The sequence below is a fragment of the Micrococcus sp. M4NT genome, from assembly GCF_033790745.1.
Classification (GTDB): domain Bacteria; phylum Actinomycetota; class Actinomycetes; order Actinomycetales; family Micrococcaceae; genus Micrococcus.
The window spans coordinates 1-23,239 of sequence record NZ_JAMYEH010000017.1 but is presented as its reverse complement, the minus strand read 5'-3'; the positions used below and the strand labels follow the sequence as shown (position 1 = coordinate 23,239).

The 23,239-nt window shown below is 73.5% G+C and carries 21 protein-coding genes and 2 tRNA genes; 16 read left to right on the top strand and 7 right to left on the bottom strand.

Annotated features, from left to right (window positions below):
• Positions 1 to 32 precede the first annotated feature (32 nt).
• A tRNA-Ser gene (locus NJC10_RS11090) sits at positions 33 to 120 on the bottom strand.
• Positions 121 to 261: 141 nt separating this feature from the next.
• Between NJC10_RS11090 and NJC10_RS11085 the strand changes: the two genes are divergently transcribed.
• Both NJC10_RS11085 and NJC10_RS11080 read left to right on the top strand, forming a co-directional pair.
• On the top strand, positions 262 to 1,371 hold the full coding sequence (locus NJC10_RS11085) for an NAD(P)H-quinone oxidoreductase (protein WP_319076597.1): 1,110 nt from the start codon (positions 262 to 264) through the stop codon (positions 1,369 to 1,371).
• Entirely contained in the window at positions 1,368 to 1,817 is a 450-nt protein-coding gene (locus tag NJC10_RS11080) for a hypothetical protein (protein WP_298713529.1), read from the top strand. Before NJC10_RS11085 ends, NJC10_RS11080 begins: the two co-directional genes overlap by 4 nt.
• Positions 1,818 to 1,895: 78 nt before the next feature.
• Here NJC10_RS11080 and NJC10_RS11075 read toward each other — a convergent pair.
• Positions 1,896 to 1,969, bottom strand: a tRNA-Thr gene (locus NJC10_RS11075).
• A gap of 176 nt (positions 1,970 to 2,145) precedes the next feature.
• Between NJC10_RS11075 and NJC10_RS11070 the strand changes: the two genes are divergently transcribed.
• A complete protein-coding gene (locus NJC10_RS11070; protein WP_413466437.1) occupies positions 2,146 to 2,943 on the top strand; it encodes an HAD family hydrolase in 798 nt (265 codons plus the stop codon).
• A 1-nt stretch (position 2,944) separates the two neighbouring features.
• Here the strand turns inward: NJC10_RS11070 and NJC10_RS11065 are convergent, their stop codons facing one another.
• The gene (locus tag NJC10_RS11065; RefSeq protein ID WP_248118360.1) at positions 2,945 to 4,147 is read right to left on the bottom strand and encodes a DNA polymerase III subunit delta'; all 1,203 of its coding nucleotides are present in this window, start codon (positions 4,145 to 4,147) and stop codon (positions 2,945 to 2,947) included.
• A complete protein-coding gene (gene tmk / locus NJC10_RS11060; RefSeq protein WP_248118362.1) occupies positions 4,144 to 4,815 on the bottom strand; it encodes a dTMP kinase in 672 nt (223 codons plus the stop codon). The genes NJC10_RS11065 and tmk overlap by 4 nt, the downstream gene beginning before the upstream one ends.
• Positions 4,816 to 4,901: 86 nt before the next feature.
• On the opposite strand from tmk, the gene NJC10_RS11055 reads away from it, so the two are divergent.
• On the top strand, positions 4,902 to 5,207 hold the full coding sequence (locus NJC10_RS11055) for a DUF2516 family protein (protein ID WP_248118363.1): 306 nt from the start codon (positions 4,902 to 4,904) through the stop codon (positions 5,205 to 5,207).
• A 55-nt stretch (positions 5,208 to 5,262) separates the two neighbouring features.
• Here NJC10_RS11055 and NJC10_RS11050 read toward each other — a convergent pair whose 3' ends face one another.
• Positions 5,263 to 6,105 carry a class I SAM-dependent methyltransferase gene (locus NJC10_RS11050; RefSeq protein WP_319076595.1) on the bottom strand — a complete coding sequence of 281 codons (843 nt, stop codon included), beginning with the start codon at positions 6,103 to 6,105 and terminating at the stop codon, positions 5,263 to 5,265.
• Between the two features lie 106 nt (positions 6,106 to 6,211).
• Here NJC10_RS11050 and NJC10_RS11045 point away from each other — a divergent pair, with 106 nt between their 5' ends.
• Positions 6,212 to 6,970: a phosphoglyceromutase gene (locus NJC10_RS11045; RefSeq protein WP_298713517.1), complete on the top strand. Its 759-nt coding sequence runs from the start codon at positions 6,212 to 6,214 to the stop codon at positions 6,968 to 6,970.
• A 71-nt stretch (positions 6,971 to 7,041) separates the two neighbouring features.
• On the opposite strand, the gene phoU is transcribed toward NJC10_RS11045, so the two are convergent.
• Positions 7,042 to 7,713: a phosphate signaling complex protein PhoU gene (gene phoU / locus NJC10_RS11040; RefSeq protein WP_319076594.1), complete on the bottom strand. Its 672-nt coding sequence runs from the start codon at positions 7,711 to 7,713 to the stop codon at positions 7,042 to 7,044.
• Positions 7,714 to 7,888: 175 nt separating this feature from the next.
• Here phoU and NJC10_RS11035 point away from each other — a divergent pair, with 175 nt between their 5' ends.
• Positions 7,889 to 9,115, top strand: a complete 1,227-nt coding sequence (locus NJC10_RS11035; RefSeq protein WP_319076593.1) for a sensor histidine kinase — start codon at positions 7,889 to 7,891, stop codon at positions 9,113 to 9,115.
• Positions 9,112 to 9,792 (top strand): response regulator transcription factor, encoded by a 681-nt coding sequence (locus NJC10_RS11030; RefSeq protein WP_319076592.1) that lies wholly within the window; start codon positions 9,112 to 9,114, stop codon positions 9,790 to 9,792. Before NJC10_RS11035 ends, NJC10_RS11030 begins: the two co-directional genes overlap by 4 nt.
• Positions 9,793 to 9,874: 82 nt before the next feature.
• On the opposite strand, the gene NJC10_RS11025 is transcribed toward NJC10_RS11030, so the two are convergent.
• The gene (locus tag NJC10_RS11025; protein ID WP_248118375.1) at positions 9,875 to 10,423 is read right to left on the bottom strand and encodes a hypothetical protein; all 549 of its coding nucleotides are present in this window, start codon (positions 10,421 to 10,423) and stop codon (positions 9,875 to 9,877) included.
• A gap of 194 nt (positions 10,424 to 10,617) precedes the next feature.
• Here NJC10_RS11025 and NJC10_RS11020 point away from each other — a divergent pair, with 194 nt between their 5' ends.
• The 9 genes from NJC10_RS11020 to glgB all read left to right on the top strand — a co-directional run bounded on the left by NJC10_RS11020 (position 10,618) and on the right by glgB (position 22,971).
• On the top strand, positions 10,618 to 11,100 hold the full coding sequence (locus tag NJC10_RS11020; RefSeq protein WP_319076589.1) for a CarD family transcriptional regulator: 483 nt from the start codon (positions 10,618 to 10,620) through the stop codon (positions 11,098 to 11,100).
• Between the two features lie 112 nt (positions 11,101 to 11,212).
• On the top strand, positions 11,213 to 12,550 hold the full coding sequence (gene ispF, locus NJC10_RS11015) for a 2-C-methyl-D-erythritol 2,4-cyclodiphosphate synthase (RefSeq protein ID WP_319076587.1): 1,338 nt from the start codon (positions 11,213 to 11,215) through the stop codon (positions 12,548 to 12,550).
• 76 nt (positions 12,551 to 12,626) lie between these two features.
• On the top strand, positions 12,627 to 14,090 hold the full coding sequence (cysS, locus tag NJC10_RS11010) for a cysteine--tRNA ligase (RefSeq protein WP_319076585.1): 1,464 nt from the start codon (positions 12,627 to 12,629) through the stop codon (positions 14,088 to 14,090).
• A gap of 78 nt (positions 14,091 to 14,168) precedes the next feature.
• A complete protein-coding gene (gene rlmB, locus NJC10_RS11005; protein WP_298713499.1) occupies positions 14,169 to 15,158 on the top strand; it encodes a 23S rRNA (guanosine(2251)-2'-O)-methyltransferase RlmB in 990 nt (329 codons plus the stop codon).
• Between the two features lie 285 nt (positions 15,159 to 15,443).
• Positions 15,444 to 16,475 carry an ABC transporter substrate-binding protein gene (locus NJC10_RS11000; RefSeq protein ID WP_319076583.1) on the top strand — a complete coding sequence of 344 codons (1,032 nt, stop codon included), beginning with the start codon at positions 15,444 to 15,446 and terminating at the stop codon, positions 16,473 to 16,475.
• Between the two features lie 108 nt (positions 16,476 to 16,583).
• Entirely contained in the window at positions 16,584 to 17,567 is a 984-nt protein-coding gene (locus tag NJC10_RS10995; protein WP_298713493.1) for an ABC transporter permease, read from the top strand.
• A complete protein-coding gene (locus NJC10_RS10990) occupies positions 17,560 to 18,351 on the top strand; it encodes an ABC transporter ATP-binding protein (RefSeq protein ID WP_248118395.1) in 792 nt (263 codons plus the stop codon). Before NJC10_RS10995 ends, NJC10_RS10990 begins: the two co-directional genes overlap by 8 nt.
• A gap of 82 nt (positions 18,352 to 18,433) precedes the next feature.
• Complete coding sequence (locus NJC10_RS10985) at positions 18,434 to 20,518, top strand: maltotransferase domain-containing protein (protein ID WP_319076581.1); 2,085 nt, start codon at positions 18,434 to 18,436, stop codon at positions 20,516 to 20,518.
• Between the two features lie 59 nt (positions 20,519 to 20,577).
• Positions 20,578 to 22,971 carry a 1,4-alpha-glucan branching protein GlgB gene (gene glgB / locus NJC10_RS10980; RefSeq protein WP_413466436.1) on the top strand — a complete coding sequence of 798 codons (2,394 nt, stop codon included), beginning with the start codon at positions 20,578 to 20,580 and terminating at the stop codon, positions 22,969 to 22,971.
• The last annotated feature ends 268 nt before the right edge of the window (positions 22,972 to 23,239 follow it).

Here is a 23,239-nt window from a genome sequence, read left to right as displayed (position 1 = left end):
TGCGGGGGGGGGGGGACCAGCGCCGGGCGGCGCGGATGGTGTGGGATTCGAACCCACGGTGCAGGGTTGCTGCACACCGGTTTTCAAGACCGGGTCCTTCGGCCGCTCGGACAACCATCCTCGACCGCGGTCCGCTCTCGAACCGCTCGGGCAACTCTACCGACTCGCCCCGCGGGAGGCTCGGGCCCGGTGGCCGCCGCGCCGCGGGCGGGGAGATGATGGGAGGAGGAGTCAGGACGCGGAACGAGGCGAGGAGACGTCATGGACGAGCACGGGACGAGTGCAGAGGCCGGGCACGGGGAGATGCTCGCGGTGCGGTACACGGGCGGGGAGGGCGACGCCGGGATCCGGGCCGCGCGCGAGGCGCGCCCCGGCGTCGGGCCGGGGGAGGTGCTCGTCCGCGTGGCCGCCGCGGGGCTGAACCGGGCGGACCTGATGCAGCGCGCCGGGGTGTATCCGCCGCCGTCGGGCGCCTCGGAGATCCCCGGCCTCGAGGTGTCGGGCACCGTCGTGGAGGTCGGCCCGGCGGCCGGGCTGCCGGGGGAGGGCCGGTTCGCCGTGGGCGACGAGGTGTGCGCGCTGCTCGCCGCCGGCGGGTACGCGGAGTACGTGGCCGTCCCCGCGGGCCAGCTCATGGCGGTGCCGGACGGGGTGGACCTGGTGGACGCGGCCGCCCTTCCGGAGGTGGCGTGCACGGTGTGGTCCACGATGTCCGAGCGAGGCGGCGTGCGCGCGGGCGACGTCGTGCTCGTGCACGGGGGCTCCGGCGGGATCGGCTCGTTCGCCGTCCAATACCTCGCGGCGATCGGCGGGCGCGTCCTCTCCACGGCGGGCGGGCCGCAGAAGTGCGAGCGCGTCCGCGCGCTCGGGGCCGAGGACGTCTTCGACCACCGGGCCGCCGAGCCGGGCGCGTTCGCGGAGTGGGTGCTCGAGCGCACGGGCGGGCGCGGGGCGGACGTGATCCTCGACGTCGTCGGCGGGCCCTACCTGGACGCGAACGTGCGGTGCCTGGCGGAGGAGGGCCGGATCGTCGTGATCGCCGCGCAGGGCGGGGTCAAGGCCGAGGGGTTCAACCTCATGCGGCTCGTGGCCAAGCGCGGGTGGCTCACGGGCGCCACGCTGCGCTCGCGGCCGGTGGTGGAGAAGGCGCGGATCGTGGCGGGGACGGAGAGGGCCGTGTCCCCGCTCGTGGCCGCGGGGCGGATCGACCTGTCCGTGGCGGCGCGCTTCCCGTTGGCCGAGGCGGCCGCCGCGCAGGAGTGGTTCGACCACGCCGCGCGTGCGGGCAAGGTCCTGCTCGTGACGGACCCCGCCGACGCGGATCGTGCGCCTGGCGAGCCCGGCGACGGCGCCGCGGAGGCCCGCGCGTGAGGGGGCCCTTCGCCCGCTTCCGGCAGGGGCGCAGCGACGACCGGGAGCTGGGCACCGGCCTGTGGCGACGCAGCCACGACCGCTTCGTGCGCGCGATGGACCGCTACTGGCAGGTGGTCCAGGACGCGCGCAGCCCCAGCGCGCTCACGCCGGAGGAGCACAACGGCGTCGTCCACGCCGGCAACGTGCTCGCGGACCGCGTCCCCGCCGTGCGGGCGCTGTGCGTGCGACTGCAGGAGACCCACCCCGGCGACGGCGAGCACATCCCCACCGCGGTGTCCGAGGTGCACCGGGAGCTCTCCCGGGCCTCCCACGAGCTCGCCGCCACGGCCCAGGCCGCCGCGATGTTCCGGCTGGGCCAGGGGACGGCGGACGCCGTGAGCCGCCACGCGGAGCGGACGCTCGGGCACGTGGCACGCGCGGAGGAGCTGGCGTCCCGGGGGTGATCCGCCCGGGCGCACGCCCGCGCCGGTCCCGGAACGGGAAGGACCCCGCCGCCTCGAGGAGGTGACGGGGTCCGTGGGAGCCCCCTGCCGGATTCGAACCGGCGACCTGCTCTTTACGAGGGAGCTGCTCTGGCCAGCTGAGCTAAGGAGGCACGTGACCGGCAACGGCCACGGCAGTCCATCCTACCCGGTTCGGAGCGCCGATTCCACCGGCACCTGATATGCGATCGTGACCGGATCCTCCGGCGGCGTTCACCCGGCCGCCATGCGCCCGTCAGCTGGCCGGGATGGACTGGGGTCCAGCCGATCCCACCCTTGGAGCCGTCCCATGCGCCTGCACCCCGCCGCCCCCGTCCGTCTCGGCCCAGGCCACACCGTTCCCCGGGCCGTGGGCGGGGGGCCCGCCGAGCCGTCCGCCGTCCCCGCCCGGTCTCCGCGCCCCTCGGACGTCCCGCTGCGCCTGGCCGTGGTGGACATGTCCGGGACCTCGATCGTGGAGGGAGGGCTGCAGGACACCGCGTTCTCCGAGGCCCTCGCGGCACACGGCGTGACGGCTGGGACGCCCGAGCACGATCGGGCGGTCCGCACCTTCGAGCAGCAGCGGGGCACCTCCCGCAGCGCGGTGTTCCGAGAGGTGTTCCCCGAGCGCGCGGCCGCGCTGGCCGCCACCCGCTCCTTCGAGACCGCCTTCGACCGGCTGCTCGCCGAGCACGGCGTGCGGGCCGTGCCGGGGGCGGAGGAGGCGCTCACGCGCCTGAGGGAGCTCGGCCTGGACCTGTGCCTGTGCACCGGATACGCCCGCCACACGCAGAACATGATCCTCGAGTCCCTGGGCTGGATGGGCCTCGCGGACCTCAGCCTCTCTCCCGACGACGCGGGCCGCGGCGTGCCCTACCCGGACATGACGCTCACGGCCCTGCTCGCCCTCGACCACGAGGACGTGCGCAGCGTGCTCACGGTGGGGGACACGGCCGCCGACATCCTGGCGGGGCGCCGCGCGGGCGCGGGGCTGGTGGTGGGCGTGCGCTCGGGGGAGGGCGACGCCGGGCAGCTGTGGGAGGCCGGCGCCGACCACGTGGTCGACTCGCTCGGCCAGGTCCCCGGGCTCGTCGAGGTCCGCGGCTGACTCAGCCGCGAGCGCCGGAACGGGCCCGGCGCGGCAGGAGCGCGAGCATCATGGCCTCCAGGGCCAGCTGCTCCGGCACGTTGCCGGCGAGCCGGGTCCGGGCCTGGGCCACGGCGTCGATCCGGGCCACCACGTCCGCCGAGGAGCCCGCGGCCCCGCGTGCGTACGCCTCGATCTCCGCGCGGCGGTGCTCGTTGATCAGCTCGCCCTCCGCGCCCAGCTGCACGCGCAGCACGTCCCGGAAGAGGCCGATCACGTCGATCATCGCCCGGTCCAGCGCGTCCCGCACGGAGCGCTTGCGGCGCCGGGCCTGCTCCTCCTCGAGGCGCTTGACGTGATGGCGCAGCTTGGGCGGCACGGCCTCCGAGCCCTCGATGCCGAGCGCGCGGCGCAGCCCGGCCAGCTCCTCCGCGTCCCGCGCGGCCGAGGAGGACTCCGCCTCGGCGCGGGAGACCTCGGCCAGCTCGGCCGCCGTCGCCATCGCATCGGAGACCGCGGTGGCCCGCAGGGGCAGGGAGAGGACGGCCTCCCGGCGGCGCAGCGCCTCGGGGTCCCGGGCCAGGCGCCGGGCCATGCCCACGTGGGACTGCGAGATCCGGGCGGTGAGGAGCGCGGTGTCCGTGTCCAGCCCGTCCCGGCGGTGCAGCAGCGCGGCCACGTCCTCGACGGCCGGGATCCGCAGGGTCACGAGCCGGCAGCGGGAGCGGATGGTGGGCAGCACGTCCGCCGGGGAGGGCGAGCAGAGCATCCAGACGGTCCGCTCCGGGGGCTCCTCGATGGCCTTGAGCAGCACGTTGGTGGCCCGCTCGGTCATGCGGTCCGCGTCCTCCATGAGGAAGATCCGCCACCGGCCCGTGGCGGGGGTGGACTGGCCGGTCTCCACGAGGGCGCGCACGTCCTCGATCCGGTAGCTCACGCCCTCCGTGGCCAGCACGGTGACGTCCGGATGCGTCCCCGCCAGGGCGGTGCGGCACGCGTGGCACCGCCCGCAGCCGCGCTGCAGGGGATCGGGGGACTCGCACTGCAGGGCGGCGGCGAAGGCGCGCGCCGCCGTCGAGCGCCCGGAGCCGGGAGGGCCGGTGAAGAGCCACGCATGCGTGGGGCGCTCCTCGGCCGCGGCGCGCCGCAGCTGGGCCACGACCGCGTCCTGGCCCGCGAGGTCGGCGAACACGCCGGCGGTCTCCGGCGCCGTCTCCCCGATCATCGGGCCGCCGCCGTCAGGACGCGCTCCACGATGCGGCGGGTCAGCTCCTCCGGCGGGCGCGCCGCGTCCAGCACGAGGTAGCGCGCGGGCTCCTGGTGGGCGCGGGCCAGGAACGCGGCGCGCAGGGTGCCGTGGGCCGAGGCCGTCTCCTGCTCCATCCGGTCCGGGGCACCGCCCCCGGCGCGCTCGCGCCCGGTGCGGCGGCCGGCGGCCGTCTCCGGTTCCGCGTCCAGCAGCACGGTGAGGTCCGGGACGAGCCCGTCCGTGGCCCACGCGTTCAGCTCGGCGATCCGCGGCGCGCCCAGGCCGCGCACGGCCCCCTGATAGGCGATCGAGGAGTCCACGTACCGGTCCGTGATCACGACGCGCCCGGCCGCGAGAGCGGGGCGCAGCGTGCGCTCCACGTGGGCGGAGCGGGCCGCCGCGAAGAGCAGGGCCTCCGTGCGCGGGTCCACGGGGGCGTGCGCCGGATCCAGGATGAGCGCCCGGAGGAGCTCGCCCAGGTCCGATCCGCCGGGCTCGCGGGTGAGCAGCACGTCACGTCCGGCCGCGCGCAGGGCCTCGGCGAGGGCGCGCGCCTGCGTCGACTTCCCGGAGCCGTCCGTGCCTTCGAGGGCGACGAACAGGCCGGGATGTGCTGCTCCGGGGTGCTCGGGCGAGGTGCTCACCCCCCGAGCCTAGACGGAGGGGTGGACGCCGAGGCACCCTGTGGACGACGCCGCCCGGCGCCCCCCCTGCCTCTAGACTGGCGGGCATGAGCGCTCCCATGGTCTTCGCCCTCACGTTCGAGCACTGGCTGTTCCAGGCGATGGCGCTCGTGGCCGTGGGCGTCGAGATCTGGGCGTTCGCGGACGTGCTCCGCCGCGGCCCCGCCGAATTCCTGCGTGCCGGCCAGCGGGACCGCAGCTTCTGGCTGCTGCTCACCGGCATCGCGCTCGCGGTGGGCGCGATGGGCCTGCTCATGGGCGCCGGCCTCGGCATGTTCAGCATCGCTGCGGTCTGCGTGGCCGCCGTCTACCTCGCCGGTCCGCGCGGAGAGCTGCGCCTCTACAGCCGCTGAACGCTCCGCCTGCTCGGCCGCTGAGGGCTGCGGCTCCGCGCCGCTCCCGCCCGCATCACGCCGACGGCGCCACCGCGTCCCAGCGCACGCTCAGCTCCCCGCGCCGCCACTGGTGCGCGCGCCCCAGCACCGGCCACCCCTCGGTCCGCAGAGCGTCCGCCGTCGCGATCCAGCGCTGCCTCGGCCCGTAGGGCGCGAGCGGGGCGAAGCGCTCCCACGCCGCGTCGGCGGCGGCGAGGAACCGGTGCACGGGCTCGCCGGGCACGTGTCGGTGGATGAGGGCCTTGGGGAGGCGCTCGGCGACGTCGCTGGGCCGGGCGAAGGCGCCGAAGCGCATCGCCACCGTGAGCGAGTGAGGCCCCTCCGGGCGCAGGTCCACCCACGCCACCCGCCGCCCGTCCTCGGAGCACGTGCCCTCCACGAGCACGCCGCCCTCGGCGAGGCGGGACCGCATCATGGCCCACACGTCGGGCACGTCCTCCTCGCGGTACTGGCGCAGCACGTTGAAGGCCCGCACCACCGTCGGCGCGCGGGGGACCGCCAGTTCGAAGCCGCCCACCTCCCATGTCAACCCGGGGACGCCGGCTGCGCGCTCACGGGCACGGGCCACGCGTGCCGGGTCGATCTCCAGGCCCGTCAGCTCGAGCTCCGGGTTCACGGCGCGCAGGCGGTGGAACATCTCGACGGCGGTCACGGGCTCGGCGCCGAAGCCGAGGTCCACCACGAGGGGCCTCGGGGTGCGGCGCAGCAGGGGGCCATGGACGTCGGCGAGCCAGCGGTCGACCCGGCGCATGCGCTGGGCGAAGGTCGTGCCCCGCGTGACGTGCCCCTGGGGCCCGCGCGCCACGCCGCGGGCCGCCGTCACGGGCGCGCGCAGCCGCCGGGCCTTCTCCACCATGACCGCCAGCCTAGGCGAGCGCTCCGGCCGCCGGCGGACGTCGGAGGCGGGCCGCAGCGGGGCCGTCCCTGGCCCGGCGTGAGGGGGCCCCGCCTATCATGGGGCCATGGCGAACACCACTTACACGCTGGTCCTGCTGCGGCACGGCCAGAGCGACTGGAACGAGAAGAACCTCTTCACCGGCTGGGTGGACGTGCCGCTCACCGAGAAGGGCCGGGCCGAGGCGACGCGCGGCGGTGAGCTCATGGCGGCCGAGGGCATCGCCCCGGACGTGCTGCACACCTCCCTGCTGAAGCGCGCCATCACCACCGCCAACCTCGCGCTCGAGGCCGCGGACCGCCAGTGGATCCCGGTCAAGCGCGACTGGCGCCTGAACGAGCGCCACTACGGCGCCCTCCAGGGCAAGGACAAGGCCCAGGTGAAGGAGGAGTTCGGCGAGGAGCAGTTCATGGTGTGGCGCCGCTCGTTCGACACCCCGCCGCCCGCACTCGACGACTCGTCCGAGTTCTCTCAGGCCGGGGAGGAGCGCTACGCCGAGCTGGGCGACGACGCCCCGCGCACCGAGGCCCTGAAGAACGTCATCGACCGCCTCCTGCCCTACTGGGAGGCCGAGATCGTGCCGGACCTCAAGGCTGGGAAGACGGTGCTCGTGGCCGCCCACGGCAACTCGCTGCGCGCGCTCGTGAAGCACCTGGACGGGATCTCCGACGAGGACATCGCCGGCCTGAACATCCCCACCGGCATCCCGCTCGTGTACGAGCTGGACGAGGACCTCAAGCCCGTCACCCCGCACGGCCGCTACCTGGACCCGGAGGCCGCCGCCGCCGGTGCCGCCGCCGTGGCCGCGCAGGGTCAGAAGCACTGACGTCCCCACGCGCGACGACGGGCCGGGCCCCCTCCTGTGAGGAGGGGGCCCGGCCCGTGGTGCAGGAGGAGTCAGGCGCCGTTGGCGTCCGCGCCGCGGTGGTGGTGGCATTCGCCCGTCACCAGGTAGCGGACCTTCAGCGCGACGGCGAGACCGTGGTCGGTGAACCGCTCGAAGTACCGCGAGGCCAGGGTGACGTCGGTGGTCGTGGAGGGCGAGGCTGTCCAGTCGGGTGACGCGATGGCCCGGAACACGGACAGGTGCAGGGCGTTCACGTCCACGTTCAGGGCGTGGATGCGGTCCGCGTGGGCCAGGTCCTGGGTCTCGAGCAGGAGGACGGCCTCCTCGGCCACCTCGACGGCGGCGTCCGCCAGCTGCGTGAAGACGGGGCGCACGGCCTCCGGGATCACGTGCTCCGGGTACCGCAGCCGGGTGAGCTGGGCGATGTGCCGGGCGAGGTCGCCCATGCGCTCCAGCGAGGAGCTCATCCGCAGCGAGGCGACGACGGTGCGCAGGTCCGTGGCCACCGGGGCCTGGAGGGACAGGAGACGGACGGCCTGATCGTCGAGGGACTCCTGGAGCATGTCGATGCGGGCGTCCTCGGAGATGACCCGCTCCGCTCCGTGCACGTCCGCGGTCTCGAGCGCCGTGCGCCCGTCGAGGGCGGCGCGGTGGACGAGGCGGGCGATCTCCACGAGGTCGCGTCCCAACCGGTCGAGGTTGGCGCGGTACAGCTCCCTCATGACGTCCTCTCCGCGTGCGGGCGCACTGTCTGCCGTGCTTCCTGCCGTGCTGCGCCCCTTCAATGAAGCATTCACCATGTCAGGTGGAGGTGAACACGGCATGAACGGCGCCCGGCGGCGGATCGACGCTCTCCTGGCCGCCCGGTCGCCCCGTGCCGCAGGCTAGGCTGGGCGCGTGGATCCCGTCATCATCGGCCTCCTCTGCGGACTGGTCGGACTGCTCATCGGAGTGGCCTCCATGCTGGCCTTCCGGGCATCCGAGCGCTCGCGCACGGTGGACCTGGCCGTCGAGGAGCCCACCCTCGCTCCCGGCACCGCGGAGGTTCTCTCCGTCATCGGCCGTGCCTACGTGGTGGTGGACGCCGTCGACGGCGTGGTGCGCGCCAATCCGTCCGCCTACGCCTTCGGCCTCGTGCGGGGCCACTCCCTCGTCCACGAGCAGCTGTGCGAGTTCACGGGCGCCGTCCGCTCGGACGGCGTGATCCTCGAGCGGCGGATCGAGCTCTCGCGCGGCCCGCTGGCCCCCTCGAGCCTCGTGGTGGAGCTGCGGGTGGCCCCGCTGGACGAGGAGTACATCCTCATCCTCGCCGACGATCGCACGGACCTGACCCGCACGGAGGCCATGCGCCACGACTTCGTGGTCAATGTGTCCCACGAGCTGAAGACGCCCGTGGGTGCCATCTCCCTGCTCTCGGAGGCCATCGGGGACGCGGCGGAGGACGAGGAGGCCGTGCGCCGCTTCGCGATGCGCCTGGGCATCGAGTCGAAGCGGCTCACCGCCCTCGTGCAGGACATCATCGAGTTCTCCCGGCTCCAGGCCAAGGACGTGGTCCAGGAGGGCCGCGCCGTCGACCTGCGGACCGTGGTCCTCGAGGCCGTGGACCGCCTGCGCCTCACGGCGGAGGCCCGCGGCATCACCCTGAAGGTCGGCGGCCGCATGGACGCCATGGTCCACGGGGACCCGGACCAGCTGATGACGGCGGTGCGCAACCTCATCGACAACGCGGTGCGCTACTCCCCGGACGGCACCACCGTGGGCATCGGGCTGAGCGCGCACGACGGGCTGGCCCAGGTGACCGTCACGGACCAGGGCATCGGCATCAGCCCGGAGGACCAGGAGCGCGTGTTCGAGCGCTTCTACCGCGTGGACGCGGCCCGCTCCCGCCAGACCGGCGGCACGGGCCTGGGCCTGAGCATCGTCAAGCACGTGGTGATCAACCACGGCGGCGAGGTCACGCTGTGGTCCCAGCCGGGACGCGGCTCCACCTTCACCATCCGGCTGCCCGAGTGGGAGGACGACGGCAGCCCCGTCGTCGGCGGGCAGGCCGGCACCCATGTCACGCAACGCCGCGGTCATCGAGTGACCGCATCGGCCGCACCCCGGAAGGAGATCAGCGCATGAGCCGCATCTTGATCGTGGAGGACGAGGAGTCGTTCAGCGACCCGCTGTCCTACCTCCTCAACAAGGAGGGCTTCGAGGTCACGGTGGCCGCGGACGGCAACGAGGCGCTCGCGGAGTTCGAGCGCTCCGGTGCGGACCTCATCCTGCTCGACCTCATGCTCCCGGGGATGTCCGGGACGGAGGTCTGCCGCCAGGTGCGCCAGCGCTCCAACGTCCCGGTCATCATGCTGACCGCCAAGGACTCGGAGATCGACAAGGTCGTGGGCCTGGAGATCGGGGCGGACGACTACGTCACCAAGCCCTACTCCTCCCGTGAGCTCGTGGCCCGCGTGCGCGCGGTCATGCGCCGCCAGGGGGAGCCCGAGGAGCTCGTGGCCTCCACCGTGGCAGCCGGCCCGGTGCGCATGGACATCGAGCGGCACGTGGTGGCGGTGGACGGCCAGCAGGTCTCCCTGCCGCTCAAGGAGTTCGAGCTGCTGGAGATGCTGCTGCGCAACGCCGGCCGCGTCCTCACCCGCGGCCAGCTCATCGACCGCGTGTGGGGCTCGGACTACGTGGGGGACACCAAGACCCTCGACGTCCACGTCAAGCGCCTGCGCTCCAAGATCGAGCCGGACCCCTCGAGTCCGCGGCATCTGGTGACCGTCCGCGGCCTGGGCTACAAGTTCGAGGCCTGAGACCGGCCGGCCTCCGCGCGGGACGACGTCGGCCCCGCACCTCCGGCGAGGAGGATGCGGGGCCGACGTGGCGGTGCTGGGCTCAGTGGCCCTCGCCGTAGTGCAGGCTCTCCTCGTGGAGGTGGCCCTCGAGCTCCTCGTCCGAGGGGCTGACGCCCTCGGGCAGCAGGTCGCGGTACTGCTCCTGCGTGGCGGACATCAGCGGCACCCGGGCCTCGGTCTCGAAGCCCTGGCCCTTGATGACCACGGGGAGCAGCTCGCCGACCCAGGCGTCCTTGCGCTCCAGGGCGATGTCCTGGTCTTCGAGGACGACCGTCTCACCGGCGGGCACGTCGACGGTGGCGGAGCCGCCCGTCGGCGTGGTGAAGGTGTACGCCATGTCCTGGTCCGAGGGGTTCTCCAGGGAGCCGATCAGGCGCGCCGGACCCGAGTCCCCTGCGCCCACGAGGAGGAGGTTGGAGTAGCGGATGAACCCCTCCGAACTGCCGTTGACGCCGTCGGAGGCGGAGTACTGGATGCCGGTGGCGACGGGGCTCACGGCGGAGCAGCCGGTGACGCCCAGGAGGGCGGCGGCGGCGACGGCGCCCGCGGCGAGGCGGCGCCGGGCGGGCCGGGTGGCGGCGAACTTCACGGGGTTCTCCTACAGGTGCGAGGGCGGAGGGGCCCGGTCGGGGCCTCACCCGTCAGGGTACCGCATGGGCGGATGCCGCCCCCTGATCGCTCCGGCGGCCCCACTACCACAGGGAGCGGCCTGGAGAGGGGGGACGCGCGCGGGGAAATGGCTTATCCGTGGTAGAATGAGCCGTCTGGAAAGGGGCACATCACATGGTTTTTGAGGTCGGAGAGACCGTCGTCTACCCCCACCACGGTGCTGCGCGGATCGAGGAGATCAAGATGCGCACCGTCAGGGGTGAAGAGAAGATGTATCTCAAGCTCAAGGTGGCGCAGGGTGACCTGACCATCGAGGTCCCGGCGGAGAACGTGGACCTCGTGGGAGTGCGTGACGTCGTGGACTCCGAGGGTCTGGACCACGTGATCGAGGTGCTGCAGGCCGAGCACGTCGAGGAGCCCACCAACTGGTCCCGCCGGTACAAGGCGAACCTGGAGAAGCTCGCGAGCGGTGACGTCAACAAGGTCGCCGAGGTCGTCCGCGACCTGTGGCGCCGCGACCAGGACCGCGGGCTGTCGGCCGGGGAGAAGCGCATGCTCTCCAAGGCGCGCCAGGTGCTGGTGTCCGAGCTCGCGCTCGCCAAGAAGACCTCCGAGGAGGAGGCCGAGGGCATGCTGGACAAGGTGCTCGAGGGCTGACCCTCCGCCGTCGCGGACGGATCGGAAGACATGGACAGGACCTGCGTCGGAGACGCAGGTCCTGTCCATGTCTGCAGGTCCTGCAGTGCGGGCCGTCCCTAGGATGGGGGCCATGCCCACCGCGCTCGTGATCGCCGCCGCCGGCTCCGGCACCCGCCTCGGCGCGGGGATGCCCAAGGCCCTCGCCCCGCTCGCGGACGGGCGTGCCCTCCTCGCCCACTGCCTGGACGCCGTCGCCGCGGCCCGGGACGCCAGAACGTCGCTGGACGCCGTCGTCGTGCTGGTCCCCGCGGACCCCGACGGCGGTGCGCGGGTCCGCGCGGTCGTCGCCGAGGGGCGGGCCCGGCTCGGGGTGCCCGTGGCCTGCGTGCCCGGCGGCGCCGAACGGGCGGACTCCGTGCGCTCCGGGCTCGCCGCCGCCGACCGCGCCCTGGGGCGCGGGGTGCCCGGTCCGCGCCACGTCCTCGTGCACGACGCCGCCCGCGCACTCACGCCGCCGGCCGTGTTCGCCGCGGTGCAGGAGGCGCTGGACGCCGGCGCCGTCGCCGCGATCCCCGGAGTCCCGCTGACGGACACGGTGAAGGAGGTCGTGCTGGCGGACGCAGGAGCGGCGCCGGGCGAGCGGACCCTGCGCCTCACGGTGCGCGGCACCCCGCTCCGCGGCGGACTGCGCGCCGTCCAGACCCCGCAGGGCTTCGACCTGGACGCGCTGCTCGCCGCCCACGAGGCCGTCCGCGCCGATCCCGCCCGGGACGCCGCCGCCCTCACGGACGACGCCATGGTGATGGAGGCCGCGGGCCATGCCGTCGCGGTGGTGCCCGGCCACGCCGAGGCGTTCAAGGTGACCACCCCGCTGGACCTGGACCTGGCGGCCGCGCTCCTCGCGCGCCGCCCCGCCGACCGCACGCCCGACGAGAGGACCGCCATGGCCGACGCCACCGCCACCCAGACCCCCGCCCTCCCCGTGCTGCCCCGCACCGGCATCGGCACGGACATCCACCAGTGGGCACCCGAGGACGCCCCGCGCCCGCTGTGGCTCGGCGGGATCCACTGGCCCGGCGAGCGCGGCGTCGCCGCCACGTCCAACGGCGACGTCGCGGCCCACGCCATGTGCAACGCGCTGCTCTCCGCCGCGAGCCTCGGCGACCTCGGCGCCGTCTTCGGCACGGATCGCTGGGAGATGAAGGACGCGACGGGCGAGGACATGCTGCGCGAGGTGCTGCGCCTGCTGGCGGAGGCCGGCTTCCGTGTGGGCAACGTGGCCGTGCAGGTCATCGCCCCGCGTCCCAAGGTGGGCACGCGCCGGGCGGAGATGGAGGCCGCGCTCTCGGCCGCGCTCGACGGCGCCCCTGTGTCCGTCAGCGCCGCGACGACGGACGGGCTGGGGTTCATCGGAGCGGGCGAGGGGCTCGTCGGGCTGGCCACGGCGCTCGTGGTGCCCGCCCACTAGGCTGAACCCGCCCCCGACCGCCCTGCTCAGGCTCGCTGACCCACGACTCTCTGACACAAGACAAGGACGCCGCCCCATGGCCCAGCGCTTCTATGACACCCGCACCGCGCAGATCAGGGACTTCGAGCCCCTCGTGCCCGGCCAGGCCTCGGTCTACTACTGCGGGGCCACGGTGCAGGGCATGCCGCACGTGGGGCACGTGCGCAGCGCGATCGTGTTCGACGTGCTCATCCGCTGGCTCGAGGCCACGGGGCTGCGGGTCACCTCCGTCCGCAACGTGACGGACATCGACGACAAGATCCTCGACCGCTCCGCCGCCTCCCACGCCCCCGGCTTCGAGGCCTCGGATCTCTACCCGGCGCAGGAGCCGTGGTGGGCGCTGGCCTACCGCTTCGAGAACGCCTTCGACGCCGCCTACCTCGCGCTCGGAGTCCGCCGGCCCACCTATGAGCCGCGCGCGACGGGCCACGTCCCGGAGATGTTCGCGCTCATCCGGCGGCTCCTGGACCGCGGTCACGCGTACGCCGCGGCCGACGGCTCCGGGGACGTGTACTTCGACGTGCGCTCGTGGGAGCGCTACGGCGAGCTGACCCGCCAGCGCGTCGAGGACATGCAGGACGCCCCCGACGCGGACCCGCGCGGCAAGCGCGACCCGCGCGACTTCGCCCTGTGGAAGGGCGCGAAGGAGGGCGAGCCCGCCACCGCGGTGTGGGAGTCCCCGTGGGGTGCGGGCCGCCCCGGCTGGCACCTGGAGTGCTCCGCCATGTCCACCAAGTACCTGGGCGCCGAGTTCGACATCCACGGCGGCGGCCTGGACCTGCGCTTCCCGCACCACGAGAACGAGCTCGCCCAGTCGGCCGCGGCCGGCGACGGGTTCGCCCGCTTCTGGCTGCACAACGGCCTCGTCACGTACGAGGGCGAGAAGATGTCCAAGTCCGTGGGCAACACCATCTCCCCGGAGGAGATGCTCGGCATGGCTCGCCCGAAGGCCGTCCGCTACTTCCTCGGCCAGGCCCACTACCGCTCCCAGCTGGACTACCGTCCCGGCGCCCTCCAGGAGGCCGCCGCCGCGGTGGAGCGCATCGAGAACTTCGTGGACCGCGCCCGTGCGCAGACCCCCGACGACGCCGCCGGCACCTCCGGCGCGCCGCTCGCCGAGCGCGTGCCCGCGGCCTTCCGCGCCGCGATGGAGGACGATCTCAACGTGCCGCAGGCGCTCGCGGCCGTGCACGAGGCCGTCCGCGCGGGCAACACGGCGCTCGCCGCGGGCGACGCCGCCGCCACCGCGGCGCGCCTCGCGGAGGTCAGCGCGATGACGGCCGTGCTCGGCCTCGACGACGTCCCGGAGGCGGCCGCGGGCGGCGCCGGTCCCGAGGCGGCCGCGCTCGACTCCCTCGTGCGCTCGCAGATCGCGGCCCGCGCCGAGGCCCGCGCGGCCAAGGACTGGGCCGCCGCGGACCGCATCCGGGACGCGCTGGCCGCGGCCGGCGTCGTGGTGGAGGACGGCGCCGAGGGCGCCACGTGGCGCCTGGAGGGCTGACACCTAGACTGGAGGCCGATCCGGCGCGCCGAGCAGGCGGCGTCGACCCCAGCCCCACCCACAGCAGGAGTCCCCCTCATGTCCACCGCACCCCGCTCCGGCGGATCCCGCAAGCCCCAGGGCAAGAAGGGCCCGCTGAAGGGCACCGGCGGCCACGGCCGCAAGGCCCTCGAGGGCCGCGGCCCCACGCCCAAGGCGGAGGACCGCACGTACCACAAGGCGCACCGCTCGAAGCAGCTGGCCGAGCGCTCCGCCGCGAAGCGCCCCGGCGCCGGCCCGCAGCGCGCCGCCCGCCCCAAGCTCTCCGACGAGACGGTCTCCGGGCGCAACCCCGTGGTCGAGGCCCTGCGCGCCGGCATCCCCGCCAAGGCGCTGCACGTGGCGGTGCGGATCGAGGTGGACGACCGCGTCCGCGAGGCCCTGCGCCTGTGCGCCGAGCAGGGCGTGCCGGTCATGGAGAACACCAAGCCCGAGCTGGACCGCCTCTCCGCCGACGCGATCCACCAGGGCCTCGTCCTGCAGATCCCGCCGTACGAGTACGCGGACGCGCTCGACCTGGCCCGAGAGACCCTCGAGAAGGGCGAGAAGGGGCACCTGCGCACCGCGCCGCTGCTGATCGCCCTCGACGGCATCACCGACCCCCGCAACCTGGGCGCCATCATCCGTGCCGGCTCCGCGTTCGGCGCGGACGGCGTGATCGTCCCGGAGCGCCGCTCCGTGGGCGTCACGGCGACGGCGTGGCGCACCTCCGCGGGCGCGGCGGCCCGCGTGCCCGTGGCCCAGGCGGGCAACCTCAACAACACCCTCGCGGAGCTGCACCGCATGGGCTACTTCGTGCTCGGCCTCGACGGCGACGGCGACGTCTCCCTGCCCGGCCTCGAGCTCGCCACCGAGCCCCTCGTGCTCGTGGTGGGCGCCGAGGGCAAGGGCCTGTCCCGCCTCGTGCGCGAGCACTGCCAGCAGATCGTCTCGATCCCGATCGACTCGACCATGGAGTCCCTCAACGCCTCGATGGCCGTGGGCATCTCCCTCTACGAGATCTCGACGCGCCGCGCCGGCGCGCGCTGAACCCCCAGCGGTGCCTGTCCGGCCGTCGGCCCCCGCGGATCCCCTCCCGAGGATGCGCGGGGGCCGTCTGCGTCAGGGCTGATGTCGTCTGGGCCGGACGCCTCGGTGCCGAGGACATCCGTTCCCCGCGGCGCGTGGTCGACGTCACAATGTCCACATTTTCATGGGTCATATTGCGCGTGATGCAGTTCACACTGCACAGTGATGGTCACTGTGACCACGCGGCCACCCCCGCGGGCGCAGCCCCCCTGACGCACCCTGCCTGCAGAACGAGGTCCTCGTCCCATGAACCACCGTTCCCTTCGCATCACCGCCGCCCTCGCCGCCGTCGCCCTCGGGCTCACCGCGTGCGGCGGGTCCGGCTCGGCCGACTCCGCCTCCTCCTCGGCGGCGGGCTCCGCCGGGGGCTCCTCCGCTGCGGTCGAGGAGTACACCGTGGGCATCAACCAGCTGACCACCCACCCGGCCCTCGACGCCACGCGTGAGGGCTTCAAGGAGGCCTTCGCCGACGCCGGCCTGAAGGTGGAGTTCGACGAGCAGAACGCCCAGGGCGACCAGGCGACCGTCACCTCCATCGCCTCCACCTTCGCGTCCGCGTCGGACGTCGACCTCGTGGCCGCGATCGCCACCCCGGCTGCCCAGGGCACCGCCTCCGCCGTGCAGGACAAGCCGGTCGTGTTCATGGCCGTCACGGACCCGAAGGCCGCCGAGCTCGTGAAGGCGGACGACGCCCCGGGCGGCAACGTCACCGGCGTCTCCGACCGCAACCCGGTGAAGGAGCAGCTGCAGCTGCTCAAGGACGTCAAGCCGGATGCCAAGACCGTGGGCATCGTCTACAACTCGGGTGAGGTCAACTCCAAGGTCCAGGTGGACCAGGCCAAGGCTGCCGGCAAGGAGCTGGGCCTCGAGGTGAAGGAGGCCACGATCACCAACTCGTCCGAGGTCCAGCAGGGCGTCCAGGCGCTCGGCGACGTGGACGGCATCTACGTCCCCACGGACAACGCCGTGGTCTCCGCGCTCGAGACCGTCCTGTCCTACGGCAAGGACAAGAAGGCGCCCGTGATCTCCGCGGACACCGACTCGGTGGAGAAGGGCGCCCTGGGCACCTTCGGCATCGACTACAAGGAGCACGGCAAGCAGGCCGGCGAGATGGCGGTGAAGATCCTCCGGGACGGCGCCAAGCCGGAGTCCACCCCGGTCGGCTTCGCCGACCCCGCCTCCCTCGAGCTGGTCCTGAACAAGGAGGCCGCGACGTCCTTCGGCGTCGAGCTCCCCCAGGAGCTGCTCGGCAGGGCCGACGAGGTGATCGGCGGCTGACCGCCCTCCTCCGGTGATCCCGGTCGGCCCCGGACGCGCCCGTGTCCGGGGCCGATGCGCGGATCCCGCGTCTCTTCCCCTCCCGGCCCCGCCTCCGAAAGGCCCCCCATGATCACCGCAGTGGAGCTCGGTCTGATCTACGCCGTCATGGCACTCGGCGTGTACCTGACCTTCCGCATCCTCGACTTCCCCGACCTCACGGTGGACGGCTCGTTCACCACGGGCGCCGCCACGGCGGCCGTCCTGATCACGAACGACGTGCCCGTCGCCCTCGCCCTGCTCGCCGCGTTCGTCGTCGGCTGCCTCGCGGGCCTCGTGACAGGCCTGCTGCACACGAAAGGCCGGATCGACGGGCTCCTCGCCGGCATCCTCACCATGATCGCGCTGTACTCGATCAACCTCCGGATCATGGGCAAGGCCAACATCCCGCTGCTCGGCCAGGACACGCTGTTCACCTGGCTCGCGGACATGGGCCTGGCGCGGAGCATCGGCTCCATCGTGGTCCTGTTCCTCGGCGTGTTCGTGCTCAAGCTGGTCATCGACTGGTTCCTGCACACGGACCTGGGCCTCGCGCTGCAGGCCACGGGCGACAACGAGGAGATGATCCGCTCCTACGGCGTCTCCACGGACCGGATGAAGATCCTCGGCCTCATGCTCTCCAACGGCCTCGTGGGCCTGTGCGGCGCGCTGCTGGCCATGTACCAGGGCTTCGCGGACATCAGCATGGGCATCGGCCTGATCCTCGTGGGCCTCGCGTCCGTGATCGTGGGCCAGGCGATCTTCGGCCAGCGCACGGTCTTCATGGCCACGCTCGCCGTGATCGTGGGCGCCGTGCTCTACCGCATCATCATCCAGCTCGCGCTCAACGCGGGCCTGAACCCCAATGACATGAAGCTCATCTCCGCCCTGCTCGTGGTCCTCGCACTCCTCCTGCCGCGGTTCGGGTTCGCGAAGCGGCTGAGCCTGCGCTCGCGGCACACCACGGCCGAGCCCGTCTCACAGCGGACCGGCGCCCCGACGCCGGCCGACGACGCGGTGGCCGAGGGCGCCGCCGCGTACGCATCCGCCCCGAAGGAGGCACCCCGTGCTTGAGATCCACGACGTCTCGAAGACCTTCTTCCCGGGCACCGTCAACGAGCGCCGTGCCCTGCGGGGCATCGACCTGCGTCTGGCGGAGGGCGACTTCGTCACGGTCATCGGCTCCAACGGCGCCGGCAAGTCGACCATCCTCAACACCATCGCGGGCAAGCTGACGCCGGACTCCGGCACCGTGAGCGTGGGCGGCCGGGACGTCACCCGGATGCCCGACCATCGACGCGCCTCCTGGATCGGCCGCGTGTTCCAGGACCCGACGGCCGGCACCGCGCCCTCGCTGAGCATCGAGGAGAACATGGCGCTCGCGTGGCGCCGCGGCCACACCCGCGGCCTCTCCCGTGGCGTGACCGCGTCCCGCCGTGCGGTGTTCCGGGAGGAGCTCACCAAGCTCGAGCTCGGTCTCGAGGACCGCCTCACCTCGAAGGTGGGCCTGCTCTCGGGCGGCCAGCGCCAGGCGCTCAGCCTGCTCATGGCCACGTTCTCCGGGCCGAAGATCCTGCTGCTGGACGAGCACACGGCCGCGCTGGATCCGTCCCGTGCCGAGCTCGTCACCCGCCTGACCCGGCAGGTGGTTGCGGAGCGCTCGCTCACCACGCTCATGGTCACGCACAACATGTCGCAGGCGCTCGAGGTGGGCGACCGGCTGATCATGATGCACGACGGTCAGGTGATCCTCGAGCTGGATGCGGCCCAGAAGGCTCGCATGACCCCCGCCGACCTCCTCGCGGAGTTCGGCAAGATCAAGGGCGCCGTGGTGGATGACAAGACGATGCTCTCCTGATGCCCCGGTCCCGGGCGGGTCGGACCCGCCCGGGACCGGCCAGGCATTCATTCGGGGGCCCGGTCGCGGTAGCGTCGGGCGCGTGAGCACCTCGAAGAGCGCCCCCGTCAGCGACGTCCGCCTCTCCACCGTCACGGGCCGCATCCCGGTGACCGCCGTCCAGCCGGTGGTGCTGGACGGCCGCTTCCCGGCCAAGGCCGTGGTGGGGGAGGACGTCCCCGTCCGCGCGACGGTGTTCCGGGAGGGCCACGACGCCGTCCGCGCCACCGTCCGTCTCCTCGATCCGGACGGAGCCGAGGTGCAGCGGGTGCCGATGCGCCCCGGTCGCCCGGGCCTGGACGAGGTGCTCGGCACCCTGCGTCCCGCCGAGACGGGCCTGCACCACTTCGTCGTCGAGGGCTGGCACGATCCCGTGGGCACATGGCGTCACGCCGCCACGGTGAAGATCGCCGCGGACGTGGACGTGGAGCTCATGCTGGCGGAGGGCGCCGCCCTGTTCGGCCGCGCGGCGCAGGATGCCGAGCGCCCCGCCGAGGACCGTGCCGCCTTCGAGGCCGCCGTCCGCGGGCTGTCCGACGCCGCCCTCACGCCCGCCCAGCGCCTCGCCGCCGCCGAGTCCGCCGACGTCGCCGCGGCCCTGGACGCCCGTCCGATCCGTGAGCACGTCACCAGATCCGAGCTCTACCCGCTGGACGTGCAGCGCGAGCTCGCCGGCCGCGGCGCGTGGTACGAGTTCTTCCCGCGCTCCGAGGGGGCACGGTTCGACGAGTCCACGGGCACGTGGCACTCGGGCACCTTCGCGACGGCGGCCCGCCGCCTCCCCGGGGTCGCCGCGATGGGCTTCCAGGTGGTCTACCTGCCGCCGATCCACCCGATCGGCCGCGCGCACCGCAAGGGCCCGAACAACACCCTCACCGCCGGCCCGCAGGATCCGGGCTCGCCGTGGGCGATCGGCGCGGCCGAGGGCGGGCACGACGCCGTCCACCCGGACCTGGGCACGCTCGAGGACTTCGAGGCGTTCGTGGCCGCGGCCGCGGAGCTGGACCTCGAGGTGGCCCTGGACCTCGCCCTGCAGTGCGCCCCGGACCACCCGTGGGTGGCCACCCACCCCGAGTGGTTCACCACCCGCGTGGACGGCACCATCGCCTACGCGGAGAACCCGCCGAAGAAGTACCAGGACATCTACCCGCTGAACTTCGACAACGACCCGGACGGCCTCTCCGCCGCGGTGCTCGACGTCGTCCTCGGCTGGGTGGGGCGCGGCGTGCACATCTTCCGCGTGGACAACCCGCACACCAAGCCCCTGTGGTTCTGGGAGTGGCTCATCCGCGAGGTGCGCGAGGTGGAGCCGCGCGCGGTGTTCCTCGCCGAGGCGTTCACGCGCCCCGCCATGATGCACGGGCTCGGCCAGGTCGGCTTCCAGCAGTCCTACGGCTACTTCACGTGGCGGAACACCCGCGAGGAGCTCGCCGAGTACCTCGCGGAGATCAGCCATGAGACCGCCGGCTTCTATCGCCCGAACTTCTTCGTAAACACCCCGGACATCCTCACGGAGTACCTCCAGACGGGCGGCCCCGGGGCGTTCCGCATCCGCGCCGCGATCGCCGCGACGTCCAACCCGCTCTGGGGCGTCTACGCGGGCTTCGAGCTCTTCGAGCACGTGCCGCGCCCGGGCGCGGAGGAGTACATCGACAACGAGAAGTACGAGTACCGCCCGCGCGACTGGCAGGGGGCGGAGGCCGCCGGCGCCTCGCTCGCGCCCTATCTGACCCGTCTCAACGAGATCCGGGCCGCGCATCCGTCCCTGCGGGACCTGCAGAACCTCACGCTGCACGGCTCCACCCACGAGGACCTGCTGGTCTTCTCCAAGACGCGCTCGGCCGCCCCGGAGGGCGCGCACCGCGACGCCGCCGCGGTGACCGATGCCGGTCCCGCCGAGGACACCGTGATCGTGGTCGTCACCACGGACCCCCACGGGGTCACCGAGGCGACGCTGCGCCTGGACCTGGACGCGCTGCAGGTCCGGGCCGAGGACCGGGACGAGGAGGGCCGCTTCGAGGTGGAAGAGCTGCTGACCGGGCAGCGCTGGCACTGGGGCGCCGAGCCCTACGTCCGCCTCGACCCCGAAGCGCCGGCACACGTGCTGCGCGTCGTCCGCCGCGGCTGAGCCGCCCTCCCGGCGCACCCCCGCCGACCCCGACCGTGACCCCTGAACAGGAAGATCCCATGGCCCCCCGCACCGTCGTCCCCCTCCCCGTCGACCCGGAGGTGCTGGCCGCCGTCGCGGAGGGCCGCCACCATGACCCGCACAGCGTGCTCGGGGTGCACCTCCACCCCGACGGCGCCGGGGTCACCTACCGTGCGCTGCGCCCCTTCGCGCGGACGGTGACGGCGGTCCGCGCGGCCGACGGCTCGCGCGTCGAGCTGGAGCACGAGCACGACGGGGTGTTCGTCGGCGCCGGGCCCCTGACCGCGGCAGGCCCCGAGGCCGTGGGCGAGTACCGGCTCGAGGTCGCCTATCCGGGCGCGGAGGGCGAGGCCGACGCCGTGGAGGCGTGGGACGACCCCTACCGGCACCTGCCGACGCTGGGCGATCTGGACCTGTACCTGATCGGCGAGGGCCGGCACGAGCGGCTGTGGGAGGTGCTCGGCGCCCGCGTGCACCGGGACGCGGCGGGCGAGGCCATCGGCACCGCGTTCGCGGTGTGGGCGCCCAACGCCCGGGCGGTGCGCGTGGTGGGCGAGCACAACGGCTGGCAGGGGCGCACCCACGCGATGCGCTCCCTGGGCTCCTCAGGCGTGTGGGAGCTGCTCGTCCCCGGCGTGGGCCACGGCGCGCGCTACAAGTTCGAGATCCTCGGCCCGGACGGGCTCTGGCGTCAGAAGGCGGACCCCATGGCCCGCTGGACCGAGGTGCCGCCGGCCACGGCCTCGCGGGTGCTGGACTCCACCTACACGTTCACCGACGACGCCTGGATGGAGCGGCGCAGCGCGACCGATCCGCACGAGCAGCCGCTGAGCATCTACGAGGTGCACCTCGGCTCGTGGCGCCCCGGGCTGGACTACCGGCAGCTCGCCGAGCAGCTCGTCGAGTACGTGCAGTGGCTGGGTTTCACCCACGTGGAGCTCATGCCCGTGGCCGAGCACCCGTTCGGCGGCTCGTGGGGCTACCAGGTCACCGGCTACTACGCGCCGACGTCGCGCTTCGGCACCCCGGACGAGTTCAAGCACCTGGTGAACGCCCTGCACGAGGCCGGGATCGGCGTGATCGTGGACTGGGTGCCGGCCCACTTCCCCAAGGACGAGTGGGCGCTGGCACGGTTCGACGGCACGCCCCTGTACGAGCACCCGGACCCGCGCCGCGGCGAGCACCCGGACTGGGGCACGTACGTGTTCGACTTCGGCCGCACGGAGGTGCGCAACTTCCTCGTGGCCAACGCCCTCTACTGGCTGGGCGAGTTCCACGTGGACGGGTTGCGCGTGGACGCCGTCGCCTCGATGCTCTACCTGGACTACTCCCGCGAGGACGGCGAGTGGGAGCCCAACATCCACGGGGGCAACCACAACCTCGAGGCGATCGGCTTCCTGCAGGAGGCGAACTCCGCGGCCTACCGGCTGCACCCGGGGGTGCACATGATCGCGGAGGAGTCCACGGCGTTCAGCGGTGTGAGTGCTCCCGTGAGCGCGGGCGGCCTGGGCTTCGGCAAGAAGTGGAACATGGGCTGGATGCACGACACCCTGGCGTACCTCTCCGAGGACCCGGTGAACCGCCGCTGGCACCACGGCCAGTGGACGTTCTCCATGGTCTACGCGTACTCCGAGAACTACGTGCTGCCGCTGTCCCACGACGAGGTGGTGCACGGCAAGGGATCGCTCCTGCAGAAGGTCCCCGGCGACCGCCGCCAGCAGCTGGCCACCCTGCGCGCGTACTTCGCGTACATGTGGGCGCACCCGGGCAAGCAGCTGGTCTTCATGGGCGCGGAGTTCGCCCAGCCCTCCGAGTGGTCCGAGGGGAACGGGCTGGACTGGCCCGTCTCCTGGGACGAGGCCCACCGCGGGGTGCAGCTCACGGTGCGCGAGCTCAACGCGCTCTACCGCGTGAAGCCCGCGCTGTGGTCCGCGGACCACAGCCCCGAGGGGTTCGCGTGGGTGGACGGCGGGGACGCGGACGGGAACACCCTCGTGTTCCTGCGCCGTCCTACGGGCGGCGGGGCCCAGGCCGAGGCGTCCCCCCTGCTGTGCATCACGAACCTCTCCGGCTCCGCGCGCCAGGGTCTGCGCGTCGGCGTGCCGAGTGCGGGGGAGTGGACGGTGGTGCTGGACACCGACGACGCCGACTTCCACGGGGACGGATGGCGCGAGCAGACCGGCCAGATCGAGTCCCCCGTCGCCGAGCCGGGCGAGTGGCAGGGGCAGCCGGCCCACCTCACGGTGAACGTGCCGGCGCTGAGCACCCTCTGGCTGCAGCCTCGCCCGGGCACGGGCGACGAGCCCATGGCGCACGGCACGGTCACGGGGGAGGCGGACGTGGCGGGGACCCCGGTGGTCGACCCGCAGGCCCAGGAGCCGGTGACCGAGCCTCATCCGTCCGACCGTCCCGAGGCCGCCCGCCGAATGTGAGGCAGGCCATGGCGGAGCGCCGGCACGCCTGAGTGGGGTGAACCTCGGATGAACGCTGCGGAACCCCCGTGATCATGCGGGTGGAAGGTGATCGGGGGCGGTGCACGCGGTGCACGGCCCCCGATTTTGCGTGGGGGTCGTGGTGTGTGTAGAGTTCCATCTCGTGCTGAGGCGCGGTTCGAGGAATCGGACGGCCGGGTGAAGAACATGGAATCCGCGGATTCTTGCCGAGAATGGCAGGTCCAGGGCGGATGTGCTCACACAGTGT

Bases quoted from the DNA above. Each gene is read 5' to 3' on its own strand.
- NJC10_RS11055 (WP_248118363.1), top strand. From the start codon at position 4,902: ATGAGCGCTCCCATGGTCTTCGCCCTCACGTTCGAGCACTGGCTGTTC.
- NJC10_RS11085 (WP_319076597.1), top strand. From the start codon at position 262: ATGGACGAGCACGGGACGAGTGCAGAGGCCGGGCACGGGGAGATGCTC.
- NJC10_RS11030 (WP_319076592.1), top strand. From the start codon at position 9,112: ATGAGCCGCATCTTGATCGTGGAGGACGAGGAGTCGTTCAGCGACCCG.
- NJC10_RS11045 (WP_298713517.1), top strand. From the start codon at position 6,212: ATGGCGAACACCACTTACACGCTGGTCCTGCTGCGGCACGGCCAGAGC.
- NJC10_RS11000 (WP_319076583.1), top strand. From the start codon at position 15,444: ATGAACCACCGTTCCCTTCGCATCACCGCCGCCCTCGCCGCCGTCGCC.
- cysS (WP_319076585.1), top strand. From the start codon at position 12,627: ATGGCCCAGCGCTTCTATGACACCCGCACCGCGCAGATCAGGGACTTC.
- glgB (WP_413466436.1), top strand. From the start codon at position 20,578: ATGGCCCCCCGCACCGTCGTCCCCCTCCCCGTCGACCCGGAGGTGCTG.
- rlmB (WP_298713499.1), top strand. From the start codon at position 14,169: ATGTCCACCGCACCCCGCTCCGGCGGATCCCGCAAGCCCCAGGGCAAG.
- NJC10_RS11020 (WP_319076589.1), top strand. From the start codon at position 10,618: ATGGTTTTTGAGGTCGGAGAGACCGTCGTCTACCCCCACCACGGTGCT.
- NJC10_RS11065 (WP_248118360.1), bottom strand. From the start codon at position 4,147: ATGATCGGGGAGACGGCGCCGGAGACCGCCGGCGTGTTCGCCGACCTC.
- ispF (WP_319076587.1), top strand. From the start codon at position 11,213: ATGCCCACCGCGCTCGTGATCGCCGCCGCCGGCTCCGGCACCCGCCTC.
- NJC10_RS11050 (WP_319076595.1), bottom strand. From the start codon at position 6,105: ATGGTGGAGAAGGCCCGGCGGCTGCGCGCGCCCGTGACGGCGGCCCGC.
- phoU (WP_319076594.1), bottom strand. From the start codon at position 7,713: ATGAGGGAGCTGTACCGCGCCAACCTCGACCGGTTGGGACGCGACCTC.
- NJC10_RS10995 (WP_298713493.1), top strand. From the start codon at position 16,584: ATGATCACCGCAGTGGAGCTCGGTCTGATCTACGCCGTCATGGCACTC.
- NJC10_RS11070 (WP_413466437.1), top strand. From the start codon at position 2,146: ATGCGCCTGCACCCCGCCGCCCCCGTCCGTCTCGGCCCAGGCCACACC.